The sequence below is a fragment of the Nocardia paucivorans NBRC 100373 genome, from assembly GCF_000308675.1.
Taxonomy (GTDB): domain Bacteria; phylum Actinomycetota; class Actinomycetes; order Mycobacteriales; family Mycobacteriaceae; genus Nocardia; species Nocardia paucivorans.
Map to the genome: position 1 here is coordinate 1 of NZ_BAGE01000044.1, position 22815 is coordinate 22815.

The following is a 22815-nucleotide window of genomic DNA, read 5'->3' on the forward strand; positions in this document are numbered from 1 at the left end:
GCCGGGCCTCCACCTCCATGGCCCGCGCCTCGGCCAGGGCGGCGGCGGCCTCCTCCCGGGCCGCGGCGGCGGCTTCGGTACCGGCGGCGCCGAGACCATCGGCGTCGAAACCGTCCTGTTCGCGTTCCGCGTGCCGCAGCCGGTCCTCGAGTTCGGCGAGCGCGGCCACCGTCTCCTGGCGGTTCTGCTCGGCCTGTGCTCGCTGGGTGGTGAGACGTTCGCATTCGGCCTGTGCGGTGCGGGCGGCCTGGCCGAGCCGGCCGAGACGGTCGTAGACGGCCAGCAATGCCTGATCGGATTCGTGAAGGGCGAGCAGGGCGTGGTCGACGGCCTCTTTGCGCTCGGTCTGTTCCTCCAGTGCCCCGGCCAGGGCCGCTTCCAGTTCCTCGGCATGTCGGCGGGCCGCGACCAGTTCGGCCTCGGCCGCATCGATATCGGACTGAATCTCCAACCGGCTGGGCACCCGTTCGGAACCGCCGATGAGCCAACCGGCCCCGGCCAGATCACCGTCGCGGGTTACCGCCCGCAGGTTCGGGTGCGCGACCAACAGCTCGGCGGCGGCGTCCAGATCGTCCACCACGACCACCCGATCGGTGAGGGCCACGATGGCGGCGCGCACCGACTCCGGGCAGTCCACCACATCGACCAGCCGATGCGCCGTCTCGGGAAGGTGTGGGATCTGCGACTCCGTGAAGTCGCCCGACCCGGCGTAGACCAGTGCCGCGCGGCCGCTGTCGGCCTGTTTGAGATCCCGCAGGGCCGCGTAGGCGTCGGTACGGGATTCGGCTGCCACGGCATCGGCAACCGGCCCCAGCACCGCGGCCACCGCAGCCTCGAAACCGGTGTGCACCCGAATGAGCCCGGACAGCGGACCCAGCAACCCGTCCGGGTGGTGCTCGGTGAGCCAGGCGGCGCCGTCACCACGGGCCAGGTTCATCCGCAACGCCTCGATGCGAGCGGCGAGCGAGGCGACCCGTTTACCGGCGTCACGGTCCTGGGCGCGAAGTTCGGCGACCCGCTGATCGGCCAGGTCGAGCGCTTCGACGGCATGTTCGTGCTGCGCGTCCAATCCGGCCTCGCCCGCGTCGAGTTCGGCGAGTTCGTCCTGGACGGCGTCGTATTCCGCCTGCGCCTCCTCTCCACGGGCCCGCGCTTCGGTGATGGCCGTGGACAACCGGGCGATATCGGCATCCATCGATTGGGCCTTGGTGCGCATGTTCTCCACCTGCCCGGATAGGCGCACCAGACCTTCCCGGCGGTCGGCAATGGCCCGGACGGCGGCCAGATGCGCCTGTTCGGCGGCCTTGGCGGCATGCTCGCGTTCGGCGAGGGCGTCGCGGGCGGCTTCCAGGGTCTCGACCGCCATCTCCACCGCGGCGCGCAACTCCACCTCCTCCGCTTCCACCCGATCGGCCTCGGCCTCGAGCTGTTCGGGATCGCGGCCGGTGGCGGCGGGCGCGGCGGTATCGAGGTGTCGGGCCCGGTCGTGGGCGATCCGAATGGTGGCGTTGACCCGTTCGGCCAGCGCCGACAGCTGGAACCACAATTGGCCCGCGGCCTCCGCGCTGGGGGTGAGCCGGGCCAGCTCGAACTCCTGCTCGGTCAGGGCCGCATTGGCGGCGTCCAGCTCGGCCTGCACCGTGATCTGCTGCTCCCGGGCGTAGGCTTCCTTGCTCTGTTGGCTTTCCAGTTCGGCGCGCCGGGTGACCAGGTCGTCGGCGGCCAGGCGCAGCCGAGCGTCCCGCAGGTCTGCCTGAACGGTCTGGGCGCGACGCGCCACTTCGGCCTGCCGGCCCAGCGGTTTGAGTTGGCGGCGCAGTTCTCCGGTGAGGTCGGTGAGACGGGCCAGATTGGCCTGCATGGCCTCCAGTTTGCGGAGGGCCTTTTCCTTGCGTTTGCGGTGCTTGAGGACCCCCGCGGCCTCTTCGATGAAGGCGCGGCGGTCTTCGGGGCGCGATTCCAGAATCGCCGAGAGCTGCCCCTGGCCGACGATCACATGCATTTCCCGACCGATACCGGAGTCGCTGAGCAGTTCCTGGACATCCATCAGGCGGCAGGAGTTGCCGTTGATCTCGTATTCCCCCGCACCGTCGCGGAACATGCGCCGGGTGATGGATACCTCGGCGTAGTCGATGGGGAGCGCACCGTCGGAATTGTCGATGGTGAGGGTGACCTCGGCCCGCCCCAGTGGGGCCCGACCGGCCGTGCCGGCGAAGATGACGTCCTGCATCTTGCCGCCGCGCAGCGCCTTGGCGCCCTGTTCTCCCATCACCCAGGTGAGCGCGTCGACGACATTGGATTTACCGGAGCCATTGGGGCCGACCACGCAGGTGATACCCGGTTCGAATCGCAGTGTCGTCGCGGACGCGAAGGACTTGAAGCCCTTCAACGTCAAGCTCTTCAGATGCAATCCGGCGACCCTTCCGTGTGTGCTCGCACCGCTCGGCGGCGGCGCGGGGTCGAGCCCTCGTGACCTCGGGGCCCGCCGCCCTCCACGATGCCGCCGACACGAAATCGTTCCGGTCGGCCGAACCCCGAGACGGACCCGACCACCATGGCGAACAGGTATGGACAGCGATGTTATGCGACCAGGGTATGAGGCCGGGTGCGGGCCCGGTCCTCATACCCACGACGCCACGCCGGATCCCCCACGGACGGTTCGACGGGTTACCGCGCTCGGACCGATACGGTTCAGGTCCGCCGTTTCCCCAAACCGGCCTCGATACCGGTGACGGCCCGGAATGCCAGGACCACACCCCATGGAACGATCACCCAGAAGGGCCAGAAGTAGGTGATTTCCCCGACCCCGATCGAGATGGCGGCCCAGATCAGCAACACCAGCACACTCACCGACAACCAGGCGCCCGCTTCGATCCGCTGCCAGATCGGGATGCGAGACCGCCGGGAGGGCCCCTTGTCGAGGCCGGCGGACTCGGCGGGCAGCTCGGGCAGATCCGACAGGACCCGCGTCAACTCCTCGCGGATCGGGGTGCGGTAGACCTGCGCGACCCGCTGATCGTATTCGGCGATATCGATCCGACCGTCGGCCATATGCCGGCCGAGGAGGCGCACCACGCGATCCCGCTCGGCGTCGGAGGCCCGGGTGCCCGACGAAATATCCATGACCACTCCCCTTGGGACATATTCACACTCCACAGTGGAATATGACCAGAATGGTCATTCCACTGTGGAATGTCAAGGGGTTGTCGGGGAAACCACCGAACCCCCCGGCCGTCATCACACCGACCCCGGGATATCCGAAGCGAATGTCACAAAATCGCGAAGGCGACCACCAGGCCGAGTGCGAAATGCGCCGCCGCGACCACCAACACCTCGGTCGTATAGCGGTCCGCATGCAGCACGGCGCCGATATCGACACCGGTCACCCGCTCGATCACCCGCACCGAGACCACCTGCGCGACAATCCCGACCAGGCCGAAGACCAGCGTGGCGATGAGTCCCTCCAGCAGTCGTCCCTCCGAGGAGAAGATCGCCAGGACCACGATCAGCGCCATGCTCACCATGCCCGCCGCGGCCACGATGACGGCGTTCGGCTTACCCTCCAACACCAGATCGCGCAGCCGGCCCGGGGTGGTCAGATCAATGGCGAAAAAGCCGACCAACATCAACACCAGGCCGCTGAGGGCGTAGAGGAGAATCGCCCCCACGCCCTCGCCCAGCGAACTCCAATAGCCCGATTCGAGGGAGAGTGCGGTCATCTATATCCCTTTCGAGGAGTGACTCCCTTTCGAGGAGTGACGAAACGAAACGGGCGCCCGCGGGCGCCCTCAGGTGACGATCCGATGCGGCACGAAAGCGGCACCGTCATCGGTGATCAGGCCCGCGGTCTCCCGGATACCGAGCCCGGCGGCACTGTCACCGACGATCCAGGCACCCAGCACCGGACGCATATCGTCGAAAACCGGCAGCGGATCGAGCAGCTGGTACACATAGCCCTCTTCGCCGTAGACCCCTCCGGTGGAGGTCTCCATCCCGGCGCCCACAATCGTCATATTCGCGCCCTCACGCCCGAGCTTCGGCTTCTTGATGTATTCGGTCAGCTCGTTCGGCCGGTCCAGATAGGCGGGCAGCAGATTCGGGTGACCGGGGTACATCTCCCACAGCACGGCCAGAATCGCCTTGTTGCTGAGCAGGGTCTTCCACAGCGGCTCGATCCACAGCGTCTCCGGCAGGCTCTCCACCACGCGCCGACCGAACTCGTCGTCGAGCACCCACTCCCAGGGGTACAGCTTGAAGATCGACTCGATCGGCGCCTCGGCCAGATCCACGAACCGCTCCAGCTCGGTGTCGAATCCGACCTCCTCGATGGGCAGCGCGATGGTGTCGAATCCGGCCTCGGCCGCGGTCTCCTGCAGATAGGCCGTGGTGACATTGTCCTCACCGGTGGCGTCGGCACCCGACCAGCTGAAATGCAGATGAGCGCCGGGCAGCGTACCCCGCAACGAACGCCAACGATCCACCAACTGTTCGTGCAGCGAGTTCCACTGGTCGTCATCGGGATACACATCGGTGAGCCAATGCCACTGCACAATGGCCGCTTCCAGTAGCGAGGTGGGGGTATCGGCGTTGTACTCGAGCAGCTTCGGGGGGCGGCGGCCGTCATAACGCAGGTCGAACCGCCCGTAGACGTGCGGGTCGGCACGCCGCCACGATTCGGCGATCGGCCCCCAACTCCATTCGGGCAGGCCGAAATCGGCAAAACGTTCGGTGAGCACGATCTGCTCGACCGCTTTCAGACACATGGTGTGCAGCAGTTCGACGGCGGCCTCGAGGGCGAGGATCTCGTCCATCTCGAACTCGTAGTGCACCGATTCGTCCCAGTACGGCCGCGGTTGCCCACTCGCGTCCCGACCCGGTGCGCCGTAAACCAGTCCCTGGTTCTCGATTGTCTGTTGCCACCCCGGCCTGGGGGTGCTCCGGACCCGACGCATATCAGGTGCCCCCACCGAATCGGCTACCGAGCCCACCGCGCTGGATAACCGTTCCGCTCTTGGTCTTGATCTCGGCCCCCTTGGGTTTGACGGTGGTGCCACCGGTGGGCGGTTTGCCGACCGTATTGGGTCCCCCGTAGTAGTACCGGTACTGACTGCCGTTCAGCCACATGACCCCACCGGTGGAGCCGGAACGTGAGGCACGTCGGCAGTAGTCGTCGTCCACGACGACCTCTTTGCCCTTCTCGTCACGCACGATGCAGTAGGCGGTGACCCGATCCGGGGCGGCGATTGCCCGGTAGGCGAGATAACCGCCACCCACCAGCGCGGCGACACCGACCACGGCGGCCCCGCCCATCATCGCCCGCTTGCGGGTGCGCTGTTTGGCCTGCGCCGCGGCCGCTTCGGCCCGGGCTGCCGCCTCGGCCCGCCTGCGGGCCTTGTCCCTGGCCCGCGCCTCGGCAACCGTCGGCGGACGCGGACGGGTGGCCCCGGGTTCCTGGCGTTCGATACGGCCCGACTCCGAGCGCTCCTCGGGCTCCGGCGCCGATTTATCGAGCCAGGACCCATTGTCACCCGAGGTATTACCACTATTCGGTGGCTGCGGCCCCTCCGCACCTGGGGGTCCCTCCGCACCTGGGTACTGATTGCTCATCGTCGCCTCCCCCGAGTCACCGAACCTCGCACTATCGTTCCTCGAAACCGCGCATATCGCCACGCGCGGGCTCCCAGCTTTCCACAACCAGAGTCACCCGCCCCGGCGTTTCGCCGGATCGCAACAACTCGAGCAACCGCTCGGCGGCGGGCCGCGGCCCCTCCGCGACCACCCGCACCCGCCCGTCGGCGGTGTTGGTGGCATGCCCGACCAACCCCAATTCCAAAGCCCGGGAGCGGGTCCACCACCGAAAACCCACTCCCTGAACCCGTCCGTGCACCCAGGCGGAGAGCCGAACTGTCTCCGCGGCGCTCGCCGAGCCGGTCATCACGCAGGCGTCTCGCGCTCGTCGAGGGTATCGATATCGAACGACAATGTCACCGTGGTGCCCGCCTTCAGGGTCCGCCCCACGGTGCAGACCTTGTCCACCGCCCGCTGAACGGTCACCAACAACCGTTCCCGCGCCTGTTCGTCGAGTTCGCTCAGATCGAGTTCGACGACCTCGTCCAGCTGCGGGTAGACCTCGTTCTCCCGGTCGGCGGCGCCGGAGACCCGGATGGTGGTGTCGTAGTCGTCACCCAGCCGGCGCGAGAGCGGGAAATCCGTGCTCATACCGGTGCACGCGGCCAGGGCGATCTTGAGCAGTTCACCGGGCGTGAAAACCCCGGGGACCCCCTCCGAACCGATCAGCACCTCCGCGCCACGGGAGCTGCGGCCGATGTAACGCCTGGTTCCGGTACGTTCCACCCACAAGGTGGTGGGCCCGGGCGCGGCTGCCGTGGACGATCCCGCACCTGCGGCCGGCGCGGTGGTATCTGCTGTCGCTGGGGTGGCGGTGTGTTCGGCCATGGCCTCGATCCTGCCATGTAGGCCTCGGCGCGCCCGGCGCGGATCTCACCGGCTCCGGACGGCGCCGAGGTGAACTCGTGGTCCACCGCACCGTACCGTCGTCGCCGGTCGGGTGCCGCCACCCTCCGGGTGTTGCCGATCGACCGCGGCCCTGCCCGCCACCCGGATGAGCAGGATGGCGCAGACGAAACCGATGATCAGCGCATATGTCACCAGCAACATCGCATCACCTCTTCGTACCCGATACAACGACCGGGTACGGCGGTGTGTTTCCACCCGAGCGGGCCGCCGTTCCCACCCGCGAACACCGGAAAACCGGTTCCGCACGGCGCCGCGACCGGATGCGCGGCCCGGACCGGTGACCGTGCCACCGGGATCATCGGCCGGCGATCGGATCGGCCGGCAGGTCGTAACCCGACGCCTACGCCGAGCCACCCACGCCGAACTCGGTGGGCCGCGAATATTTCACGAATACGACCCCATCGTCGAACACCTGGCTGGTGACCACCCGAAACCGCTCCGGTTCGGGTAGCTGTCGGCCGGGTCCGAACAACGACCGTCCGCGTCCGAGCACGATCGGATACAACTTGAGGAAGATCTGATCGATCTCCGGCAGCAGCGTCTGGGCCAGTTCACCGCCGCCGCACAACCAGATCCCCAGTCCGGGTTCTCGTTTGAGTTCCCGCACCCGACCGACCGGATCTTCCGAGATCAGCTCCACCGCGGGGTCCGGGCTCTCGGGCAAGGTGGAGGACACCACGAACTGGCGCAGATGCGCGTACGGGCTCGAGGTGCCGGTACGCACACCGAAATCATGGGTTTTGCGGCCCATCAGCACGGTGTCGAACGTGGTGTTGCGTTTATCGATGCCGAGGGCTTCCCGCACCTTGGTCGGCAGTGTTTCCGGATATTGGGCAGTGATCGCCGGCCCGTGGTCACCACCGACCGGGAAGAAGTCCACGGCCCCGTTCTCGGTGGCGATGAAACCGTCGATGGTCGCGGCGACGTAATAGGTGAGCTTGCGCATGGCTCCTTCCCGGGCGACCGGGACGGCCCGGTTCGTCAGGGCACGAACGGCACGCTCCACAACTCGGCCACCCGGGCGGGGCCGACTCTCGTACCGCTTTCCGGTTCACCCGTTGAAAACGGTAACTCGCCCACGGGCATCAGGGCGACCCCGCGGTGTGGACCGAATGGCCGCACCGCCGTCCGGATGCGCTCGCCGAGGACTATCGTCGTCGACCTCGAGCGGTGATCCGCGCGGGCCGGCATCGAGGAGCGGGCTGGCACCGAGGACAGGAATACGAAGAACGGTTCATGAACTTCTCGCGCACGATCGGCGCACCACAGCGGGTGCAGGGCTCGTCCCCCCGTCCGTATACGGCCAATGATCGCTCGAAGTAGCCGGACTGTCCGTTGACGTTCACATACAGGGCGTCGAACGAGGTGCCGCCCGCGGCCAGGGCATCGGTCATCACAGCCCGAACCTCACCGAGCAGGCTGCGGACCACGGGTCGGGTGAGATCGGCGGCCGGATGCCCACCGTGGATACGGCTACGCCACAACGCCTCGTCGGCATAGATGTTGCCGATGCCCGAGATCACCGTCTGGTCCAGCAGGACCCGTTTGATCTCGGTGCGTTTACCGCGCACGGCCGCCACCGCGGCCTCGATATCGAAACGAGGATCGAGCGGGTCCCGGGCGATATGAGCGACCGGCTCGGGTACGGCGGTACCGTCCACCTCGACCAACGGCACCAGCGCCCATCCGCCGAAGGTGCGCTGGTCGACGAATCGGAGCTGGGTACCGTTGTCGAGGTCGGCACGAATATGGGCGTGCTTCTCCACCGGCGCGTCGATGGGTCGCACCAGCATCTGCCCGCTCATTCCCAAATGGACGACGAGCGCGATATCACCGGAGCCCCATCCGGACTCGTCGAAGGTCAGCCACAGATACTTGCCCCGCCGCCACACCGCGGCGAACCGCAGTCCGGTGAGTCGCGCCGCCAGGTCCGCGGCCCCGGCGATATGCCGCCGCACCGACCGCTGGTGGGTGATGGTGACCGAGTCGATGACCCGGCCCCGCACATGCTCGTCCAGACCACGTCGGACGACTTCGACCTCGGGTAGTTCCGGCACGTCAGGATTCGGCGGTCAACGCCCGGTACGCCGCGCCGGCAGCCTTCTGCTCGGCTTCCTTCTTCGACCGGCCGACGCCCTGACCGTAAGGATTACCACCGATCATGGTGGTGGCGGTGAACTCCTTGTCGTGGTCGGGCCCGGTGGAGGTGATCTCGTAACTGGGCACCCCGAGACCACGTTCGGCGGTCAGCTCCTGAAGGCTGGTCTTCCAGTCCAGGCCGGCACCCATGCGGGGACCGCGTTCGAGCAGATCGGCGAACAAACGCAGCACCACTTCGCGGGCCACATCGATACCGTGCTCCAGATGCACCGCGCCGAGCAGCGATTCCATCCCGTCGGCGAGAATGCTCGGTTTGTCCCGACCGCCGGTGAGTTCCTCGCCCTTGCCGAGCAACAGATGCGCACCCAGTCCACCCTCGCCGAGCCCACGGGCCACTTCGGCGAGCGCGTGCATGTTCACCACGCTCGCGCGCAGTTTTGCCAGCTCACCCTCGGATTTGTCCGGATGCTCATGGTAGAGCCGCTCGGTGATACTCAGGCCGAGCACCGAGTCACCGAGGAATTCGAGGCGCTCGTTGGTCGGCAGGCCGCCGTTCTCGTACGCGTAGGAACGATGGGTGAGCGCCAGCCGCAGCAGATCCGGCGATATCTCGACGCCGAGTGCCGCGAGCAGGCTCGTGTGGTCACCGGTGGCGCGGGGTGTGTTCTTGCTCGCTGTCACAAGTACCCCGCCCCGACTCAGACGGCCGAGGCGACCTGACGGCCCCGGTAGGTGCCGCAGGACGGGCACGCGATATGCGGCAGGGTCTTCTCACCGCAGGCCCGGTTCGGGCAGGTGATCAGGGTAGGCGCGGCAGCCTTCCACTGGCTGCGCCGCGACCTGGTGTTGGAACGGGACATCCGGCGCTTGGGAACGGCCACGACTACTTCTCCTCTGTGCTCTTACCTGGTGTATGGGCGGTATGGTCTTCGGTGGCCGCACCCGGTTCGGTGCTGCCGCTGCCGGGCGATCCGGTGGCGAATTTCGCCAGCCCGGCCCAGCGGGGATCAAGTATCTCATGCCGATGCTCCGGACCTGCAATCGCCATCCGCACGCCGCATTCCGGGCACAGTCCCGCGCACTCGGGGGCGCACAGCGGCTGCAGGGGCAATTCCAGCCCGAGAATGTCGATGATCAGCGGTTCCAGGTCGATCAGATCCTCGTTCATCCGATAGACCTCGTCATCGGAGGCGGTCCGATCGGTGGCGCTGTCGGGGTAGGCGAACAGCTCGGTCACCGACAGTTCGATGCGGTCGGTGAACGATTCCAGGCAACGCGAGCACTCACCGACCAGCGGCGCCTCGACGGTTCCGGTGACCAGCACCCCTTCCGATACCGCCTGCAACCGCAGATCCAGTTCCACCTCGGCGCCCGCGACCACTCCGATCAGGTCGAGGCCGATATGGTCGGCGACGGTAACCGTTCGCCGCAGCTCGCGCATGGTTCCCGGCACACGGCCGAGACTGCGCACGTCCAGCACGAAACCGGAGGCCGGCGCATGGCGCGTGCCGCTGCGTGAACGCGAAGCGGAATCGGCGGGCATCGAGATCACTCCAGAAAGGGTCGGCTGTTCGGTACGGTCGCTCGAAGGGCAACCACTCCACCGTACGCGAACAGAATACCGCCCACCACAGTGCCCGGGACCACCTCGATCCGTCAGAGACCCCGCCGATACTCGGTGGCGTAGTCGGGAATGGAGACCCCGCTGCGCAGTTGTTGCCGGCCGCGGCCGACGGTGCGCAGGGTGGTGGTGAGCGTCTCCTCCAGTTCGGCGAGTTTGGTGTCGACATAGTGGTCGCAGTCGGCGCGCATCCGATCCGAATCGGCGTGCGCGGCGTCGATGAGCCGTGCCGATTCGGCATGCGCGGCCCGCACCACCTCGGTCTGTTCCACCAACCGCGCCTGTTCCGCCTTCCCGTCGGCCACGGAACGGTCGTAGGACGCCTTACCCGCCTCGATCATCCGCTCGGATTCGACCCGGGCCCGCTCGGTCAGCGTCTCGTATTCGGTCTTGGCCTCGGACAGGATGCGGTCGGCCTCCGCCTGCGCGGTATCGACCAGTCGATCGGCGTGGGCGGTGGCCTCGGCGACCATCCGATCGGCGTGGGCCTTGGCCTCGGCGAGAATGCGGTCGGCCTCGTTTCGGGCCTCCGTGAGGGTTTCGGATGCCTGGGCGTCGGCGGTGGCCACGGCCTGCTCGGCGCCCGTGCGGGCATCGGAGATGATCTTGTCCCGATGGTCGAGCACATCCTGGGCATCGTCGATTTCGCTCGGCAGCGCCTCACGCACATCGTCGAGTAGATCGAGCACCTCACCCCGCGGAACGATGCAGTTGCGGGTGGGCGGGATACCCCGCGCCTCTTCGACGATGGCGACCAGCTCGTCGAGCGCTTCGAATACCCGATACATGCTCTCTACCCTCCTGCGGCTTTCGGCGACATACCCGCCGTGCCCAGTGTGCCTGTCGTCACGGCCTGCCGCCGGGGCAATTTCGGGTGTGTCGCGGATTCGGTCGGATGTTCGATGTGACGGAAACCAAGTGGAGGGATTTTCTCCACTTGGTGTTTAATGCATGAGAGTCCGGCGCCACCGCGCCGGACCTCGTATACCCGTGCTCGATCGGAACGACCATGACCGTCCTACCACTGCCGCAGGCACCACTCACCATGAGTGATCTGGGCACCGCGGTCGGGGAATTGGGAACCGAGTGGACCGATCGCTACACCGGACGACGGCGCGCCCGAAAGCCCGGCCGACTCCTGCGCTATCTGCGCACGGACCGCGCACTCCCCCAACTGATTCGATTCGCTCTGGTGGGCGGCACCAGCAATATCACCTATGTGCTGCTGTTTTTGACCATGACCGCCGCCGGTCCCCTGGCCGCGAATATCGTGGGTTCGGTTGTCAGCACCGTACTGGCCAACGAATTGCACCGGCGGCTGACCTTCCACGCCGCCGACCGGGTCGGCTGGTTCACCGCGCAATGGGAAGGCGGCGGGCTGGCGCTGGTCGGTCTGGGCATCAGCACTGCGGCGCTGGCCGCGCTGGGATTCTGGGTCCCCGGGCTCGGCGAGCTCGGCCAGGCCACGGCCGTCCTGGCGATCACCGCGGCGGTCGGCGGGTTGCGCTTTCTGGCCTTGCGGGGACTCGTCTTCTGACCATCCCACCGCCGGCGTCCCGGTGACCGGGCTACGCCTCGATGTCCGTGGACGACGAGGTGCGGACCGACCGCGGAACGGGAATCGTTCAGTCCGTTCGCTCGGACAGGCGTTCCAGCAGCCGCTTGTGCACCATGGGCGGCAGCATATCGCTCACATCCCCGCCGAAACTCGCCACTTCCTTGATCAGAGAGCTGGACAGATAGCCGAAGGCCGGATTGGTGGCGACGAAGAAGGTGTCCACCCCCGACAGCTTCTTGTTCATCTGCGCCATCTGTAGTTCGTAGCCGAAATCGGTGGCATCGCGCAGACCTTTGACGATGGTGGTGATGCCCTGTTCCCGGGCGAAGTCGACGAGCAACCCGTGCCAGGATGCCACCCGAACGTTGGACAGATGCGCGGTGGCGTCCCGCAACATCTCCATCCGCTCGGCGATATCGAACATGCCCTTCTTCTTCTTGTTGACCATGACCGTGACGACGACCTCGTCGAATTGGGCGGCCACCCGCTCGAAGACGTCGATATGCCCATTGGTCACCGGGTCGAACGAACCCGGGCACAGCGCTCCAGCCATGTCTCAGACGCTAGCAGGCGGAGCCACCTCCGACTCCGAGAGCTCGTACTCGGCCATCTCGATGCGCGTCTCCCCATAGCGGCGCGCGCGCCGAACGAGAAAACCCGCCGGCCAGGTGAGCTCCTCCGACCGATCGGATCGTTCCACCACCACCAGGGCCTCGGGCGCCAACCACCCGGTTTCTGCCAATGCGGTCAGATCCGCGACCACGGCGGACGTCGGCAGATCGTAGGGCGGGTCGGAGAACACCAGATCGAATTCACCGGCGCCCCCGGATGCCAATACCTGCGCCACCGCCCCGATGCGCACCTGCGCCCCGGACAAACCCAGATCGGCGATATTGCCGCGGATCACCGCCGCTGCCCTGCGATTGGTCTCCACCAACAGGGCGGTACGCGCGCCGCGGGACAACGCTTCCAAAGCGAGCGCACCGGAGCCGGCGTACAGGTCGAGCACTCGCGCGCCGTCGAGATCCATTCGCGCCTCGATCGCGGAGAACAACGCCTCACGAACCCGGTCCGAGGTGGGGCGGGTGCCGGCCGGCGGAACCCGTAACCGGCGCCCACCCACCGCTCCGGCGACGATGCGGGTCATTCGGACTGACGGACGGTGAGCTCGACCAGCAGGTCACCGCCTTCGACCTGCTGCACCCGGCCGATGGCCACCCGGCCGACCACACCACCCCGGGGAGCAGTGATGGCGGCCTCCATCTTCATGGCCTCGATGGTGCCGATGGTGTCCCCGGCGGAGATGGTGTCCCCTTCCTCGACCGCCAGGGTCACCACCCCGGCGAACGGGGCCGCGATATGGCCGGGGTTGGATTTGTCCGCCTTCTCCGCGGTCGGGATCTCGCCGGCGATCGACCTGTCCCGGACCTGCACCGGACGCAGTTGACCGTTCAGAATGCACATCACGGTGCGCATACCGCGATCGTCGGGTTCGGAAATGGCCTCGAGCCCGATGAGCAGGGTGACGCCCTTCTCGAGCTGCACCCGATGCTCCTCACCACGGCGCAGGCCGTAGAAGAACTGGTTGGCCGACAATCCCGAGGTGTCACCGTATTTCTCCCGGTGCGTCAGGAATTCGGCGGTCGGGCCGGGGAACAGCAAACGGTTGAGGGTGGCGCGGCGGCGGCCGGAGTCGCCGGAGAGTCCGGCCTCGTCCTCGGGACTCAACGGGGTTTCCGGTTTGGCCGGGGCTCGGCCGGCCAGGGCCTTGCTGCGGAACGGTTCCGGCCAGCCGCCGGCCGGGGTGCCGAGTTCGCCGCGCAGGAAACCGATCACCGAATCCGGGATGTCGTACCGACCCGGGTCGGCGGCGAAGTCCTCGATGTCGACCCCACTGCCGACCAGCGCCAACGCCAGATCGCCAACCACCTTCGAGGAGGGGGTGACCTTGATCAGCCTGCCCAACAGCCGGTCGGCCGCAGCGTAGGCGACCTCGACCTCCTCGAACCGGTCGCCCAATCCCAGTGCGATGGCCTGCTGGCGCAGGTTCGACAGCTGACCGCCGGGGATCTCATGGGTGTACACCCGACCGGTGGGGGACGGCAGCCCGGACTCGAACGGCGCGTACACCTTGCGCAGCGCCTCCCAGTAGGGCTCCAGATCGCAGATATTGCGCAGATTCAGACCGGTGTCGTATTCGCTGTTGGCCGCCGCCGCCACGATCGCCGACAGTGCCGGTTGACTGGTGGTGCCGGCCATGGGGGCGGCCGCGCCGTCGACGGCGTCGGCCCCGGCGGTCCAGGCCGCCAGATAGGTGGCCAACTGACCGCCCGGGGTGTCATGGGTGTGCACATGCACCGGCAGGTCGAAGTTGGCGCGCAGCGCGGTGACCAGTTTGGTCGCCGCCGGGGCGCGCAGCAGTCCGGCCATGTCCTTGATCGCCAGCACGTGCGCGCCGGCATCCACGATCTGCTCGGCCAGTTTCAGGTAGTAGTCGAGGGTGTAGAGGGTTTCGTCCGGATCCGCCAGATCGCCGGTGTAGGACAGGGCCACCTCGGCGATCGCCGTTCCGGTCTCGCGCACCGCATCGATTGCCGGACGCATCTGATCGACATTGTTGAGTGCGTCGAAGATACGGAAGATATCGATACCCGTCGCGGTCGCTTCGGCAACGAAGGCGCGGGTGACCCGCTCCGGATACGGCGTGTAGCCGACGGTATTGCGCCCCCGCAACAGCATCTGTAGGCAGATATTCGGAATCGCCTCCCGCAGTGCGGCCAGTCGCTCCCACGGATCCTCGTACAGAAACCGCAGCGCCACATCGTAGGTGGCCCCGCCCCAGCACTCCACCGAGAGCAGCTCGGGGGTCAAGCGCGCGATATGCCCGGCCACGTCCAGCAGACCGTTGGTCCGGACTCGGGTGGCCAACAGCGACTGGTGCGCGTCCCGGAACGTGGTGTCGGTGACCGCGACCGCCTTCTGCTCGCGGAGCGCCCGCGCAAATCCCTCCGGCCCCAACCGCAGCAGCTTCTGCCGTGACCCGTCCGGCGGCGGCGCAGACAGATCGATGGTCGGCAACTTGTCGTGGGGATACACCGCGGTCGGCCGTTTGCCATGCGGGGAGTTGACGGTGATATCGGCCAGGTATTTCAGGATCTTTGTCCCGCGGTCGGCCGGCTCCGGCAACTTCAGCAGCTGCGGACGTTCATCGATGAACGAGGTGGTGACCCGGCCCGTCGTGAAATCGGGATCGTCGAGCACCGCCAGCAGGAAAGGAATATTGGTGGTCACCCCACGAATGCGGAACTCGGCCAACGCCCGCCGCGCCCGAGCCACCGCAATGGGGAAATCACGTCCCCGGCAGGTGAGCTTGACCAGCATGGAGTCGAAGTAGGCACCGATCTCCGCGCCCAGGTTCGCTCCGCCGTCGAGTCGAATCCCCGCCCCGCCCGGGGTGCGGTAGCCGGTGATGCGACCGGTGTCGGGTCGGAATCCATTGGCCGGGTCCTCGGTGGTGATTCGGCATTGCAGCGCCGCGCCGCGGACGGTCACCGACTCCTGACTCAACCCCAGATCCGCCAAACTCTCCCCGGCCGCGATCCGTAGCTGTGCCTGCACCAGGTCCACATCGGTGATCTCCTCGGTCACCGTATGTTCCACCTGGATCCGCGGATTCATCTCGATGAACACATGGTTGCCGCGCTCGTCCAGCAGGAACTCCACCGTCCCGGCGCAGCTGTAGCCGATCTGTCGGGCGAACGCCACCGCGTCCGCACAGATCCGGTCGCGCAGCTCGGGGTCCAGATTCGGTGCCGGCGCCAGCTCGATCACCTTTTGATGCCGGCGTTGCAGCGAACAGTCCCGCTCGAACAGATGCATCACATTGCCGTGGGTGTCGGCCAGGATCTGCACCTCGATATGGCGCGGATTCACCACCGCCTGCTCCAGGAACACCGTCGGATCGCCGAACGCCGACTCGGCCTCCCGGCAGGCGGCCTCGATCGCCTCGCGCAGCCCTTCCGGTGCGGCCACCCGGCGCATACCGCGCCCGCCGCCACCGGCCACCGCCTTGACGAACACCGGGAACTCCAACCTCTCGGCGGCCGCCAGCAACTCCTCGACATCGGAGGAGGGCGCGCTGGACTGCAATACCGGCAGACCCGCCGCCCGCGCCGCTTCCACCGCCCGGGCCTTGTTTCCCGCCAACTCCAGCACCCGGGCCGAGGGGCCGATGAAGGTGATGCCTTCCCGCGCGCACGCCGCGGCGAGATCGGGATTCTCCGACAAGAAGCCGTATCCCGGGTAGACGGCATCCGCACCGGCGGTCTTGGCTGCCTCGATAATCGCCTCGATCGACAGATACGCCCGGACCGGATGCCCTTCCTCCCCGATCTGGTACGCCTCGTCCGCCTTCAGACGGTGAACCGAATTGCGGTCCTCGTACGGAAACACGGCCACCGTACCGATGCCGAGCTCATAGGCCGCGCGAAAGGCGCGAATAGCGATCTCGCCACGATTGGCAACCAAGACTTTCGAGAACATTGATCCAAAGTACCCGCCCCCACTACCTGAGGGTACATCGAAGTCCCCTTCGCGGGATTTTTCACAAAACATCCTCGCAAGGATGCGAAGGCGCGGTGATCCCGGCTCGTCCTCGCCGAAGCGGAATCACCGCGCCGTATTCACGACGGAATAGCGGCTCAGTCGAGTTCCTCCGCTTCGCCCTTTCGCGAAGGCCGGCACCGACACCCGCGCTCACCGAGCATTCGTAACACCGGACGCCGCCGCTGTTCGCCCCCCATTCGCCGTCCCACCGATCGACAGCCGCGTCGTCGTTCCATGATCCCCCTCCTGTTCTCACGCCGACATATCCCTTTCGCCATATTTCGACGCGGCCGATGCGCCGGCGGTTCCCTCTACGTGCTTTTCGCCGGATATTGCGCACTCCGTCCCGCGCCACACCCTGTGGAACACGGCGCTTCCACGGCGGTGATTCGCACGCTACGCATAAATGGCCGAGAGCAAACCGCCATGCAAACCGACTAGTCTTGAACAACAAGTGGCCATCTTGCGATGTTTGCGAAGCCGAACTGGGTACGATCTCGCCGTGCGCAAGATGTACGCGGGGGCCCGACTTCGGCGGCTCCGTGAGGAACGCCGGATGACCCAGGCCGCACTGGCCAAATCGCTGGACCTGTCGCCCAGCTACCTCAACCAGCTCGAGCGCGACCAGCGTCCGCTCACCATTCCCGTACTCCTCAAACTGAACTCCACCTTCGATCTGGACGGGGACTTCTTCACCGCGGATGCCAATGCGCGACTGATCTCGGAGTTGCACGAGGTCCTGATGGATGCGGCCGGCGGTGCCGGCGCACCGGCCGCGCAGATCGAGGAACTGGCAACCCGGCAACCGGAGATCGCCAAACTGGTCGTCGCCATGCACCGGCGGCTCCGGGCGGCCACCGACCAACTCGATCTCCTCTCGGCCCGGGCCACCGCGACCGACGGTGTATCGACCCCGGCCATGCCATACGAGGACGTCCGCGATTTCTTCTACGACCATCACAACCACATCGACTCGCTCGACCTGGCCGCCGAGCGACTGTTCGACGAATGCGGACTCACCATCGGCTCCCTGGACCGCCAACTCGCCCGAGTCGCCGAGGAACGCGCCGGAGTGAAGGTATTGGTCCGCGGCGACGGAGCCGATACGTCCATCCCGAAACGCCACTACGACCCGGCCGCCCGCACCCTCGTCCTGGCCCGGCGACTACGGCCGGGCCAGCGCGCTTTCCAGATCGCCGCCACTCTGGCCTTCCTGCTGTACGGCACCGAACTCGACGAGGTGCTGAACGAAACCCCTTCGCTGACCGGCGAATCCCGCGCCCTCGCCCGCGTCGCGCTGGCCAATTACTTCGCGGCGGCGCTGATACTGCCCTACGGTCGCTTCCTGCGCTCGGCCGAGGAATTGCGCTACGACATCGACCTGCTCGGATTACGTTTCGAGGTCGGATTCGAAACCGTCTGCCACCGGTTGACCACGCTGCAGCGCCAAGGACAGCGCGGGGTGCCGTTCTTCCTCGTCCGCACCGACCGAGCGGGCAATATCTCCAAACGCCAGTCCGCCGCCGCGTTCCATTTCTCCCGGGTCGGCGGCAGCTGCCCGCTGTGGGTGGTGCACGAAACCTTCGCACATCCGGGTCGGACCCTCACCCAGATCGCGGAACTACCGGACGGCCGCCGCTATTTCTGGGTGGCACGCACCATTACGCCCGCCCCTCAGGCATTCGACACCGCGACCCACCGTTTCGCGATCGGCCTCGGCTGCGATATCGAGTACGCCGACCGGCTGGTCTATGCCCGGGGCGTACCACTCGCCGATCCGGCCGCCGCGGTCCCGATCGGGGCCGGCTGCAAGGTCTGTGACCGACCGGCCTGCCCACAGCGGGCCTTCCCACAGATCGGCACCCCGCTGGCGGTTTCGGAACACACCTCCATGGACCTGCCCTATCCCCGGGTGATCCGCACCAACGGCCAACCCGCCGCAGACCCGCCCACCGAGCAGCAGCGCCCCGGATCGCTCACCCGCCGCCGCCCCTGAAGATCAGGATTTGGCCAGATACTCGAGCCGCTCGGCATCGACCGCGGCGTGCATCATGGCCGCCAGTCCCGGATGTCGCACCAACCCCGGATCCTCGTCGACCACGCGCCGCGCGAGATCCCGGGCAGTGGTGATGACCTCCAGATCGTCCAACAGCGACAGCAGTCGTAGCGAGCGCGTGGTACCCGACTGGGCTGCGCCCAGCACATCGCCCTCGCGACGCTGCCGCAGATCCAGCACCGCCAATTCGAATCCGTCGGTGGTGCCCGCCACCGCCTCCAGCCGCACCATGGCCGAACTCCCCGGCCCCGCATCGGTGATCAGCAGACACAGACCCGGGTGTCGACCACGTCCGACCCGGCCCCGCAGCTGGTGCAGCTGGCTCACCCCGAACCGGTCGGCGTCCATGATCACCATGACCGTCGCATTGGGCACATCGACGCCGACCTCGATCACCGTGGTACATACCAGCACGTCGATCCGGCCCTCGGTGAAGGCACGCATCACCGTGTCCTTCTCATCCGCCGGTAGCCGTCCGTGCAGCAGACCGACCCGCAGTTCGGACAGCGGTCCGGTGCGCAGCTTGTCGTACACCTCCACCACGGCCTGCGTGGTAGGGGGTTCCTTACCGTTCGCGCCCGCCCGTCGGGACCTGCCGGTGCCCGAACCGTCCTCGTCGTCGCCGATCCGCGAGCACACCACATACGCCTGACGTCCCTCCCGCACCTCCTCGGTGATCCGTTCCCAAGCGCGATCCACCCAGTTCGGATGCAGCCGTCGGGGCACGACCCGCGAGGTGATGGGGGACCGCCCGCGCGGCAGCTGGGTGAGGGTGGAGGTCTCCAGATCCCCCAGGGTGGTCATGGCGATGGTGCGCGGAATCGGGGTGGCCGTCATCACCAGCAGATGCGGGCTCACCCCGGCTTTCGCCTTGGCCCGCAGGGCATCTCGCTGTTCCACACCGAACCGGTGCTGTTCGTCGACCACCACCATGCCCAGATCGAAGAATTCCACCGCGTCCTGGATCAGGGCGTGGGTGCCGATCACGATACCGGCATCGCCGTTCACGGCGGCCAACAGCGCGGCCCGTTTCGCCGCGGCGGGCATGGAACCGGTCACCAGCACCACCCGCGTCGCTTCCTCGGCGGCGCCCAGCTCCCCCGCCGTGCCGAGATCACCCAGCATCGAGCGCAGCGACCGATAGTGCTGGGCGGCAAGCACTTCGGTGGGCGCCAGCAGCGCGCACTGCTGGCCGGCGTCGACCACCTGGAGCATGGCGTGCAACGCGACGATGGTCTTACCCGAGCCCACCTCGCCCTGGAGCAGTCGGTGCATGGGCCGACTCCGGGACAGATCCGCGGCGATCTCCGCGATCACCTGCCGCTGCCCCTCGGTGAGTTCGAACGGCAGCCGTTTGCCGAAGGCGGCGGCGATACCGTCGGAACGTGGCGGGCACGGCCGGGCGGTGCGGGTGGCGACCTCGTGTCGCCGATCGGCCAACACCAGTTGCAGGGCCAGGGCCTCGTCGAAACGCAGCCGGGCCCGCGCGGACTCGATATCGGATTTACGTTCCGGCAGATGGATCAACCGCAGAGCGTCGACGACGGGCAGCAGGCCCTGATCGTCCCGAATCCGTTGCGGCAGTGGGTCCTCGATCGGGTCGAGCTGGTCGAGCACCTGCCGCACACAGGCCAGGATCTCCCAACTCTGCACCTTGGCGGTGGCCGGATAGACCGGGATGAACTCCCGCTCGAAAAACGACATGTCCACACCGTCGGCGCCTTTGGCGCTCTGCGCCAGCCCGCGCAGATCCCCACCGCCGCGTACGGTGGTGAGGGCGAGTTCGTCGTCGCCGGTCTCGGGCAGGATCAGGTATCCGGGGTGGCTCAGATTCCACTGGCCGGGTCGCCAGTAGTTCACCGTGCCCGACATCATGGCCCGCACCCCTTGGCGGATCGCGTATTTCACTTTGTCGCCGTTGAAGAACGTCACATCGACACCGCGACCGGAACCGGTGTCGAGCACAACCTTGAGCAGCGACCCCCGCCGCTGCCGCATCGGCCGCAGCTCCGCCTTGGTGACTCGCCCGATCACCGTGATATGCGAACCGTCCTCGGGGGCCTCCTCGGTGAGGGGTTGCCCCTGGGTGGCATAACGCAGCGGATAGTGCCGCAACAAATCCTCGACGGTGCGCATATCGAAGGCATCGGCCAACGAGGCGGCGGCCTTCGCGCCGAGCAGATGATCCAGCCGGTCGCTCAGGGTCGCCATGGCCGCACCCCCGTCGTCATCCCGCGCCCACTCACCCGACCATCTCGTTCCACGCCTGTCCGCATCCGATCACCCGACGCCCATTTACTCGATGCCCATTTACTCGATGCCCGTTTACTCGATGCCCGTTTACTCGATGCCCGTTTACTCGATGCCTATCTGCACCAGATCACCGTGCTGGCCCCCGGTATACACGGTGACCTCGACACCGGGGAATTCCGCGCCGATATGTTCCACCAAACCGTCGACGAGCCCGACCGGCGCGACCGCACCCACCAACAGGGTGACCAGTTCACCGCCCAGACCGAGCATGCGATCCAGCAGTGTCCGTCCGGCCGCCCGGACATCCCGATCGATCACGACCACATCGTGTCCGACCAATCCCAGTCCGTCTCCGGCCGCGCAGGTACCGACCATGGTGAGCGCCCGCCCCTGGGCCACTCGCAGCGAACCCCAACGGGTCGCCGCGGCCGCCTCCGACATGGCGAAGGCGTCGTCCACCGCGATCCGCGCCCGGTCGTGGACGGCCAGCGCCGCCAACCCCTGCACCATGCAGGCGCTCGGCAGCAACAACACATCCCGACGCGCGTGCCGGGCCGCGACACCGACCGCGACCAATTCCTGCGCGGGCAGCGCTCCGTTGGGCAGTACCAACACCTCCCGGTGCGGCATCCGACGGATCGCCGTCAGCAGCGTCCCGGTATCCACCGGACCGTCACCGCCCACCACCACCGCGCCCGCCGCCTCGAACAGAGCGACGGCGCCCGCCCCCGACGCCACGGCGAGCACCCCCCGGTCGTGCTCGGCGCCAACGACCCGCGACGACCCGGGGACCGGGCCGACTCCGGCGCGCGCAGAACTCGCACGCTCCCCTCCCGAGCACACGCCGCCGTTTCCCGCCGATCGGCCGGCGTATTCGGCGCGCCGGTGCGGCTCGACGGTGAAACTCTCGATCCGGATCTCATGCAGCGCACCCGCCGCCAATCCGGCCTCCACCGCCGCGCCGGCGTCCGTGCAGTGCACATGCGCCGACCAGGCACGGTCGCCGTCACCGACGACGACCACCGAATCGCCCAGTTCTCCTAGTCTGCTCCGCAACGCCGCCACCCGGCGTTCATCGGTCTCGGTGAGCCGGTACATCACCTCGTACCCGATCGACGGACGACGCTCACCTACGGCGGCACCCCCGGGCTCGGCGCGCCGGTACTCCGGTCGGGCAGGTGCTCGGCCCGTGGTGAGGGCAACCGCGCTGTCCAGCAGCACCAGCAAACCGCGGGCACCCGCGTCGACGACACCCGCCTCGGCCAATACCCCGAGTTGTGTGGGCGTATCCTCCAATGCCCGCGCTGCGGCCTCCGCCGCCGCTGCCACGACCGCGGTCAGTTCGGGGTCGGCGCAGTCGACGGCCGCGCGTCCGGCCCGTTCCAACACGGTCAGCACGGTCCCCTCGACCGGCGTACTGAGTCCGGCACGCACCAGGGCGGCCGCACGCATCAGCGCCGTCCGGTACGTCACCCCGGTCAGCGGGCCCGCCTCGGCCGCTTCGGCGATACCCCGCAACACCTGGGACAGGATGATTCCCGAGTTCCCGCGTGCTCCCGCCGTCGCGCCCCGTGCCATGGCCATCGCCACCGGATGGGCCGGCACCCGCGCGATATGCCCGCCGCCCGATGTCACCGCGTCATCGTCGGGATCGTCGGGCACGACCGACTCGGCGGCGGATACGGCGGCGCGCATGGTGGCCAGTAGATTGGTCCCGGTGTCCCCGTCCGGGATCGGGAAGACATTGAGCGCGTCGATCTCCGCACGTCGATCCTCGAGCCCGGCCAGACAGATCCGTCCCCAACGCAGCAACGCCGCACCGTCGAGCGCTTCGCGATCGAGGACTTCGGGACCGCTCACCTGCCGGGATTCGGGCAACGCCACCTCGTTCCTGTCGTCGGGTCGGTGCCCGCCAGGTTAGTCGGCAACGCTCGCGCCGCCGCCGTCACCCGAGGACCTGCCCGATCGCCGGATGCGTCCGGCAGGGTGAGCAAACCCCGGTTTGGTGGATCGACGCGCGGGCGGATACTCTTGCAGGGTTGCCTCGCGTGGCCGTCGCCGGCCTGCGCTGGCCGACCGAGTCGG

21 protein-coding genes are annotated in these 22815 nt (G+C 67.5%); 2 read left to right on the top strand and 19 right to left on the bottom strand.

Annotated elements, in window-relative coordinates:
- The 14 genes from smc to ON32_RS14480 all read right to left on the bottom strand — a co-directional run.
- Window positions 1–2410: chromosome segregation protein SMC (gene smc / locus ON32_RS14425; RefSeq protein ID WP_040791444.1), on the bottom strand; the 2410-nt coding region annotated here is incomplete at its 3' end.
- Window positions 2411–2691: 281 nt separating this feature from the next.
- Window positions 2692–3123, bottom strand: coding sequence for a DUF1707 SHOCT-like domain-containing protein (locus tag ON32_RS14430; RefSeq protein WP_040791445.1), 432 nt, complete (start codon window positions 3121–3123; stop codon window positions 2692–2694).
- A 146-nt stretch (window positions 3124–3269) separates the two neighbouring features.
- A complete protein-coding gene (locus tag ON32_RS14435; RefSeq protein WP_040791446.1) occupies window positions 3270–3719 on the bottom strand; it encodes a DUF350 domain-containing protein in 450 nt (149 codons plus the stop codon).
- A gap of 69 nt (window positions 3720–3788) precedes the next feature.
- Window positions 3789–4952, bottom strand: coding sequence for a glutathionylspermidine synthase family protein (locus ON32_RS14440; protein ID WP_040791447.1), 1164 nt, complete (start codon window positions 4950–4952; stop codon window positions 3789–3791).
- A 1-nt stretch (window position 4953) separates the two neighbouring features.
- The gene (locus ON32_RS14445) at window positions 4954–5607 is read right to left on the bottom strand and encodes a hypothetical protein (protein ID WP_245551049.1); all 654 of its coding nucleotides are present in this window, start codon (window positions 5605–5607) and stop codon (window positions 4954–4956) included.
- A 31-nt stretch (window positions 5608–5638) separates the two neighbouring features.
- Window positions 5639–5935: an acylphosphatase gene (locus ON32_RS14450; RefSeq protein WP_040791448.1), complete on the bottom strand. Its 297-nt coding sequence runs from the start codon at window positions 5933–5935 to the stop codon at window positions 5639–5641.
- The gene (locus tag ON32_RS14455; RefSeq protein ID WP_040791449.1) at window positions 5935–6456 is read right to left on the bottom strand and encodes an OsmC family protein; all 522 of its coding nucleotides are present in this window, start codon (window positions 6454–6456) and stop codon (window positions 5935–5937) included. The genes ON32_RS14450 and ON32_RS14455 overlap by 1 nt, the downstream gene beginning before the upstream one ends.
- A 45-nt stretch (window positions 6457–6501) precedes the next feature.
- Window positions 6502–6678, bottom strand: a complete 177-nt coding sequence (locus ON32_RS28865) for a hypothetical protein (RefSeq protein ID WP_157224196.1) — start codon at window positions 6676–6678, stop codon at window positions 6502–6504.
- Window positions 6679–6877: 199 nt separating this feature from the next.
- Complete coding sequence (locus ON32_RS14460) at window positions 6878–7483, bottom strand: dihydrofolate reductase family protein (RefSeq protein ID WP_040791576.1); 606 nt, start codon at window positions 7481–7483, stop codon at window positions 6878–6880.
- 202 nt (window positions 7484–7685) lie between these two features.
- Window positions 7686–8594 carry a bifunctional DNA-formamidopyrimidine glycosylase/DNA-(apurinic or apyrimidinic site) lyase gene (gene mutM, locus ON32_RS14465; RefSeq protein WP_040791450.1) on the bottom strand — a complete coding sequence of 303 codons (909 nt, stop codon included), beginning with the start codon at window positions 8592–8594 and terminating at the stop codon, window positions 7686–7688.
- A gap of 1 nt (window position 8595) precedes the next feature.
- Window positions 8596–9318: a ribonuclease III gene (gene rnc, locus ON32_RS14470; protein ID WP_040791451.1), complete on the bottom strand. Its 723-nt coding sequence runs from the start codon at window positions 9316–9318 to the stop codon at window positions 8596–8598.
- 17 nt (window positions 9319–9335) lie between these two features.
- Window positions 9336–9518, bottom strand: a complete 183-nt coding sequence (gene rpmF, locus ON32_RS27770; RefSeq protein WP_083865003.1) for a 50S ribosomal protein L32 — start codon at window positions 9516–9518, stop codon at window positions 9336–9338.
- Window positions 9519–9520: 2 nt separating this feature from the next.
- Window positions 9521–10180, bottom strand: coding sequence for a YceD family protein (locus tag ON32_RS14475; protein ID WP_040791577.1), 660 nt, complete (start codon window positions 10178–10180; stop codon window positions 9521–9523).
- 113 nt (window positions 10181–10293) lie between these two features.
- Window positions 10294–11046 carry a polarized growth protein Scy-related protein gene (locus ON32_RS14480; protein ID WP_040791452.1) on the bottom strand — a complete coding sequence of 251 codons (753 nt, stop codon included), beginning with the start codon at window positions 11044–11046 and terminating at the stop codon, window positions 10294–10296.
- Window positions 11047–11267: 221 nt separating this feature from the next.
- On the opposite strand from ON32_RS14480, the gene ON32_RS14485 reads away from it, so the two are divergent.
- Window positions 11268–11795 (top strand): GtrA family protein, encoded by a 528-nt coding sequence (locus tag ON32_RS14485; RefSeq protein WP_040791453.1) that lies wholly within the window; start codon window positions 11268–11270, stop codon window positions 11793–11795.
- A gap of 88 nt (window positions 11796–11883) precedes the next feature.
- On the opposite strand, the gene coaD is transcribed toward ON32_RS14485, so the two are convergent.
- The 3 genes from coaD to ON32_RS14500 are packed head-to-tail and all read right to left on the bottom strand — an operon-like array spanning window position 11884 to window position 16358.
- Window positions 11884–12369, bottom strand: coding sequence for a pantetheine-phosphate adenylyltransferase (gene coaD, locus ON32_RS14490; protein WP_040791454.1), 486 nt, complete (start codon window positions 12367–12369; stop codon window positions 11884–11886).
- A gap of 3 nt (window positions 12370–12372) precedes the next feature.
- Window positions 12373–12963, bottom strand: a complete 591-nt coding sequence (gene rsmD, locus ON32_RS14495) for a 16S rRNA (guanine(966)-N(2))-methyltransferase RsmD (protein WP_040791455.1) — start codon at window positions 12961–12963, stop codon at window positions 12373–12375.
- On the bottom strand, window positions 12960–16358 hold the full coding sequence (locus ON32_RS14500) for a pyruvate carboxylase (RefSeq protein WP_040791456.1): 3399 nt from the start codon (window positions 16356–16358) through the stop codon (window positions 12960–12962). Before ON32_RS14500 ends, rsmD begins: the two co-directional genes overlap by 4 nt.
- Before the next feature lie 565 nt (window positions 16359–16923).
- On the opposite strand from ON32_RS14500, the gene ON32_RS14505 reads away from it, so the two are divergent.
- Window positions 16924–18417 carry a short-chain fatty acyl-CoA regulator family protein gene (locus ON32_RS14505; protein ID WP_174361635.1) on the top strand — a complete coding sequence of 498 codons (1494 nt, stop codon included), beginning with the start codon at window positions 16924–16926 and terminating at the stop codon, window positions 18415–18417.
- 3 nt (window positions 18418–18420) lie between these two features.
- Here ON32_RS14505 and recG read toward each other — a convergent pair whose 3' ends face one another.
- Together recG and fakA are read right to left on the bottom strand one after the other, a co-directional pair.
- Window positions 18421–20688 (bottom strand): ATP-dependent DNA helicase RecG, encoded by a 2268-nt coding sequence (gene recG / locus ON32_RS14510; RefSeq protein WP_040791457.1) that lies wholly within the window; start codon window positions 20686–20688, stop codon window positions 18421–18423.
- Window positions 20689–20832: 144 nt separating this feature from the next.
- The gene (fakA, locus tag ON32_RS14515; protein ID WP_245551051.1) at window positions 20833–22614 is read right to left on the bottom strand and encodes a DAK2 domain-containing protein; all 1782 of its coding nucleotides are present in this window, start codon (window positions 22612–22614) and stop codon (window positions 20833–20835) included.
- Window positions 22615–22815 lie beyond the last annotated feature (201 nt).

What these genes read in the sequence shown, in the direction of transcription:
- ON32_RS14430 (WP_040791445.1), bottom strand. Translation starts at nt 3,123, where the DNA reads ATGGATATTTCGTCGGGCACCCGGGCCTCCGACGCCGAGCGGGATCGC.
- ON32_RS14435 (WP_040791446.1), bottom strand. Translation starts at nt 3,719, where the DNA reads ATGACCGCACTCTCCCTCGAATCGGGCTATTGGAGTTCGCTGGGCGAG.
- ON32_RS14440 (WP_040791447.1), bottom strand. Translation starts at nt 4,952, where the DNA reads ATGCGTCGGGTCCGGAGCACCCCCAGGCCGGGGTGGCAACAGACAATC.
- ON32_RS14445 (WP_245551049.1), bottom strand. Translation starts at nt 5,607, where the DNA reads ATGAGCAATCAGTACCCAGGTGCGGAGGGACCCCCAGGTGCGGAGGGG.
- ON32_RS14450 (WP_040791448.1), bottom strand. Translation starts at nt 5,935, where the DNA reads ATGACCGGCTCGGCGAGCGCCGCGGAGACAGTTCGGCTCTCCGCCTGG.
- ON32_RS14455 (WP_040791449.1), bottom strand. Translation starts at nt 6,456, where the DNA reads ATGGCCGAACACACCGCCACCCCAGCGACAGCAGATACCACCGCGCCG.
- ON32_RS28865 (WP_157224196.1), bottom strand. Translation starts at nt 6,678, where the DNA reads ATGTTGCTGGTGACATATGCGCTGATCATCGGTTTCGTCTGCGCCATC.
- ON32_RS14460 (WP_040791576.1), bottom strand. Translation starts at nt 7,483, where the DNA reads ATGCGCAAGCTCACCTATTACGTCGCCGCGACCATCGACGGTTTCATC.
- ON32_RS14475 (WP_040791577.1), bottom strand. Translation starts at nt 10,180, where the DNA reads ATGCCCGCCGATTCCGCTTCGCGTTCACGCAGCGGCACGCGCCATGCG.
- ON32_RS14480 (WP_040791452.1), bottom strand. Translation starts at nt 11,046, where the DNA reads ATGTATCGGGTATTCGAAGCGCTCGACGAGCTGGTCGCCATCGTCGAA.
- ON32_RS14485 (WP_040791453.1), top strand. Translation starts at nt 11,268, where the DNA reads ATGACCGTCCTACCACTGCCGCAGGCACCACTCACCATGAGTGATCTG.
- coaD (WP_040791454.1), bottom strand. Translation starts at nt 12,369, where the DNA reads ATGGCTGGAGCGCTGTGCCCGGGTTCGTTCGACCCGGTGACCAATGGG.
- rsmD (WP_040791455.1), bottom strand. Translation starts at nt 12,963, where the DNA reads ATGACCCGCATCGTCGCCGGAGCGGTGGGTGGGCGCCGGTTACGGGTT.
- ON32_RS14500 (WP_040791456.1), bottom strand. Translation starts at nt 16,358, where the DNA reads ATGTTCTCGAAAGTCTTGGTTGCCAATCGTGGCGAGATCGCTATTCGC.
- recG (WP_040791457.1), bottom strand. Translation starts at nt 20,688, where the DNA reads ATGGCGACCCTGAGCGACCGGCTGGATCATCTGCTCGGCGCGAAGGCC.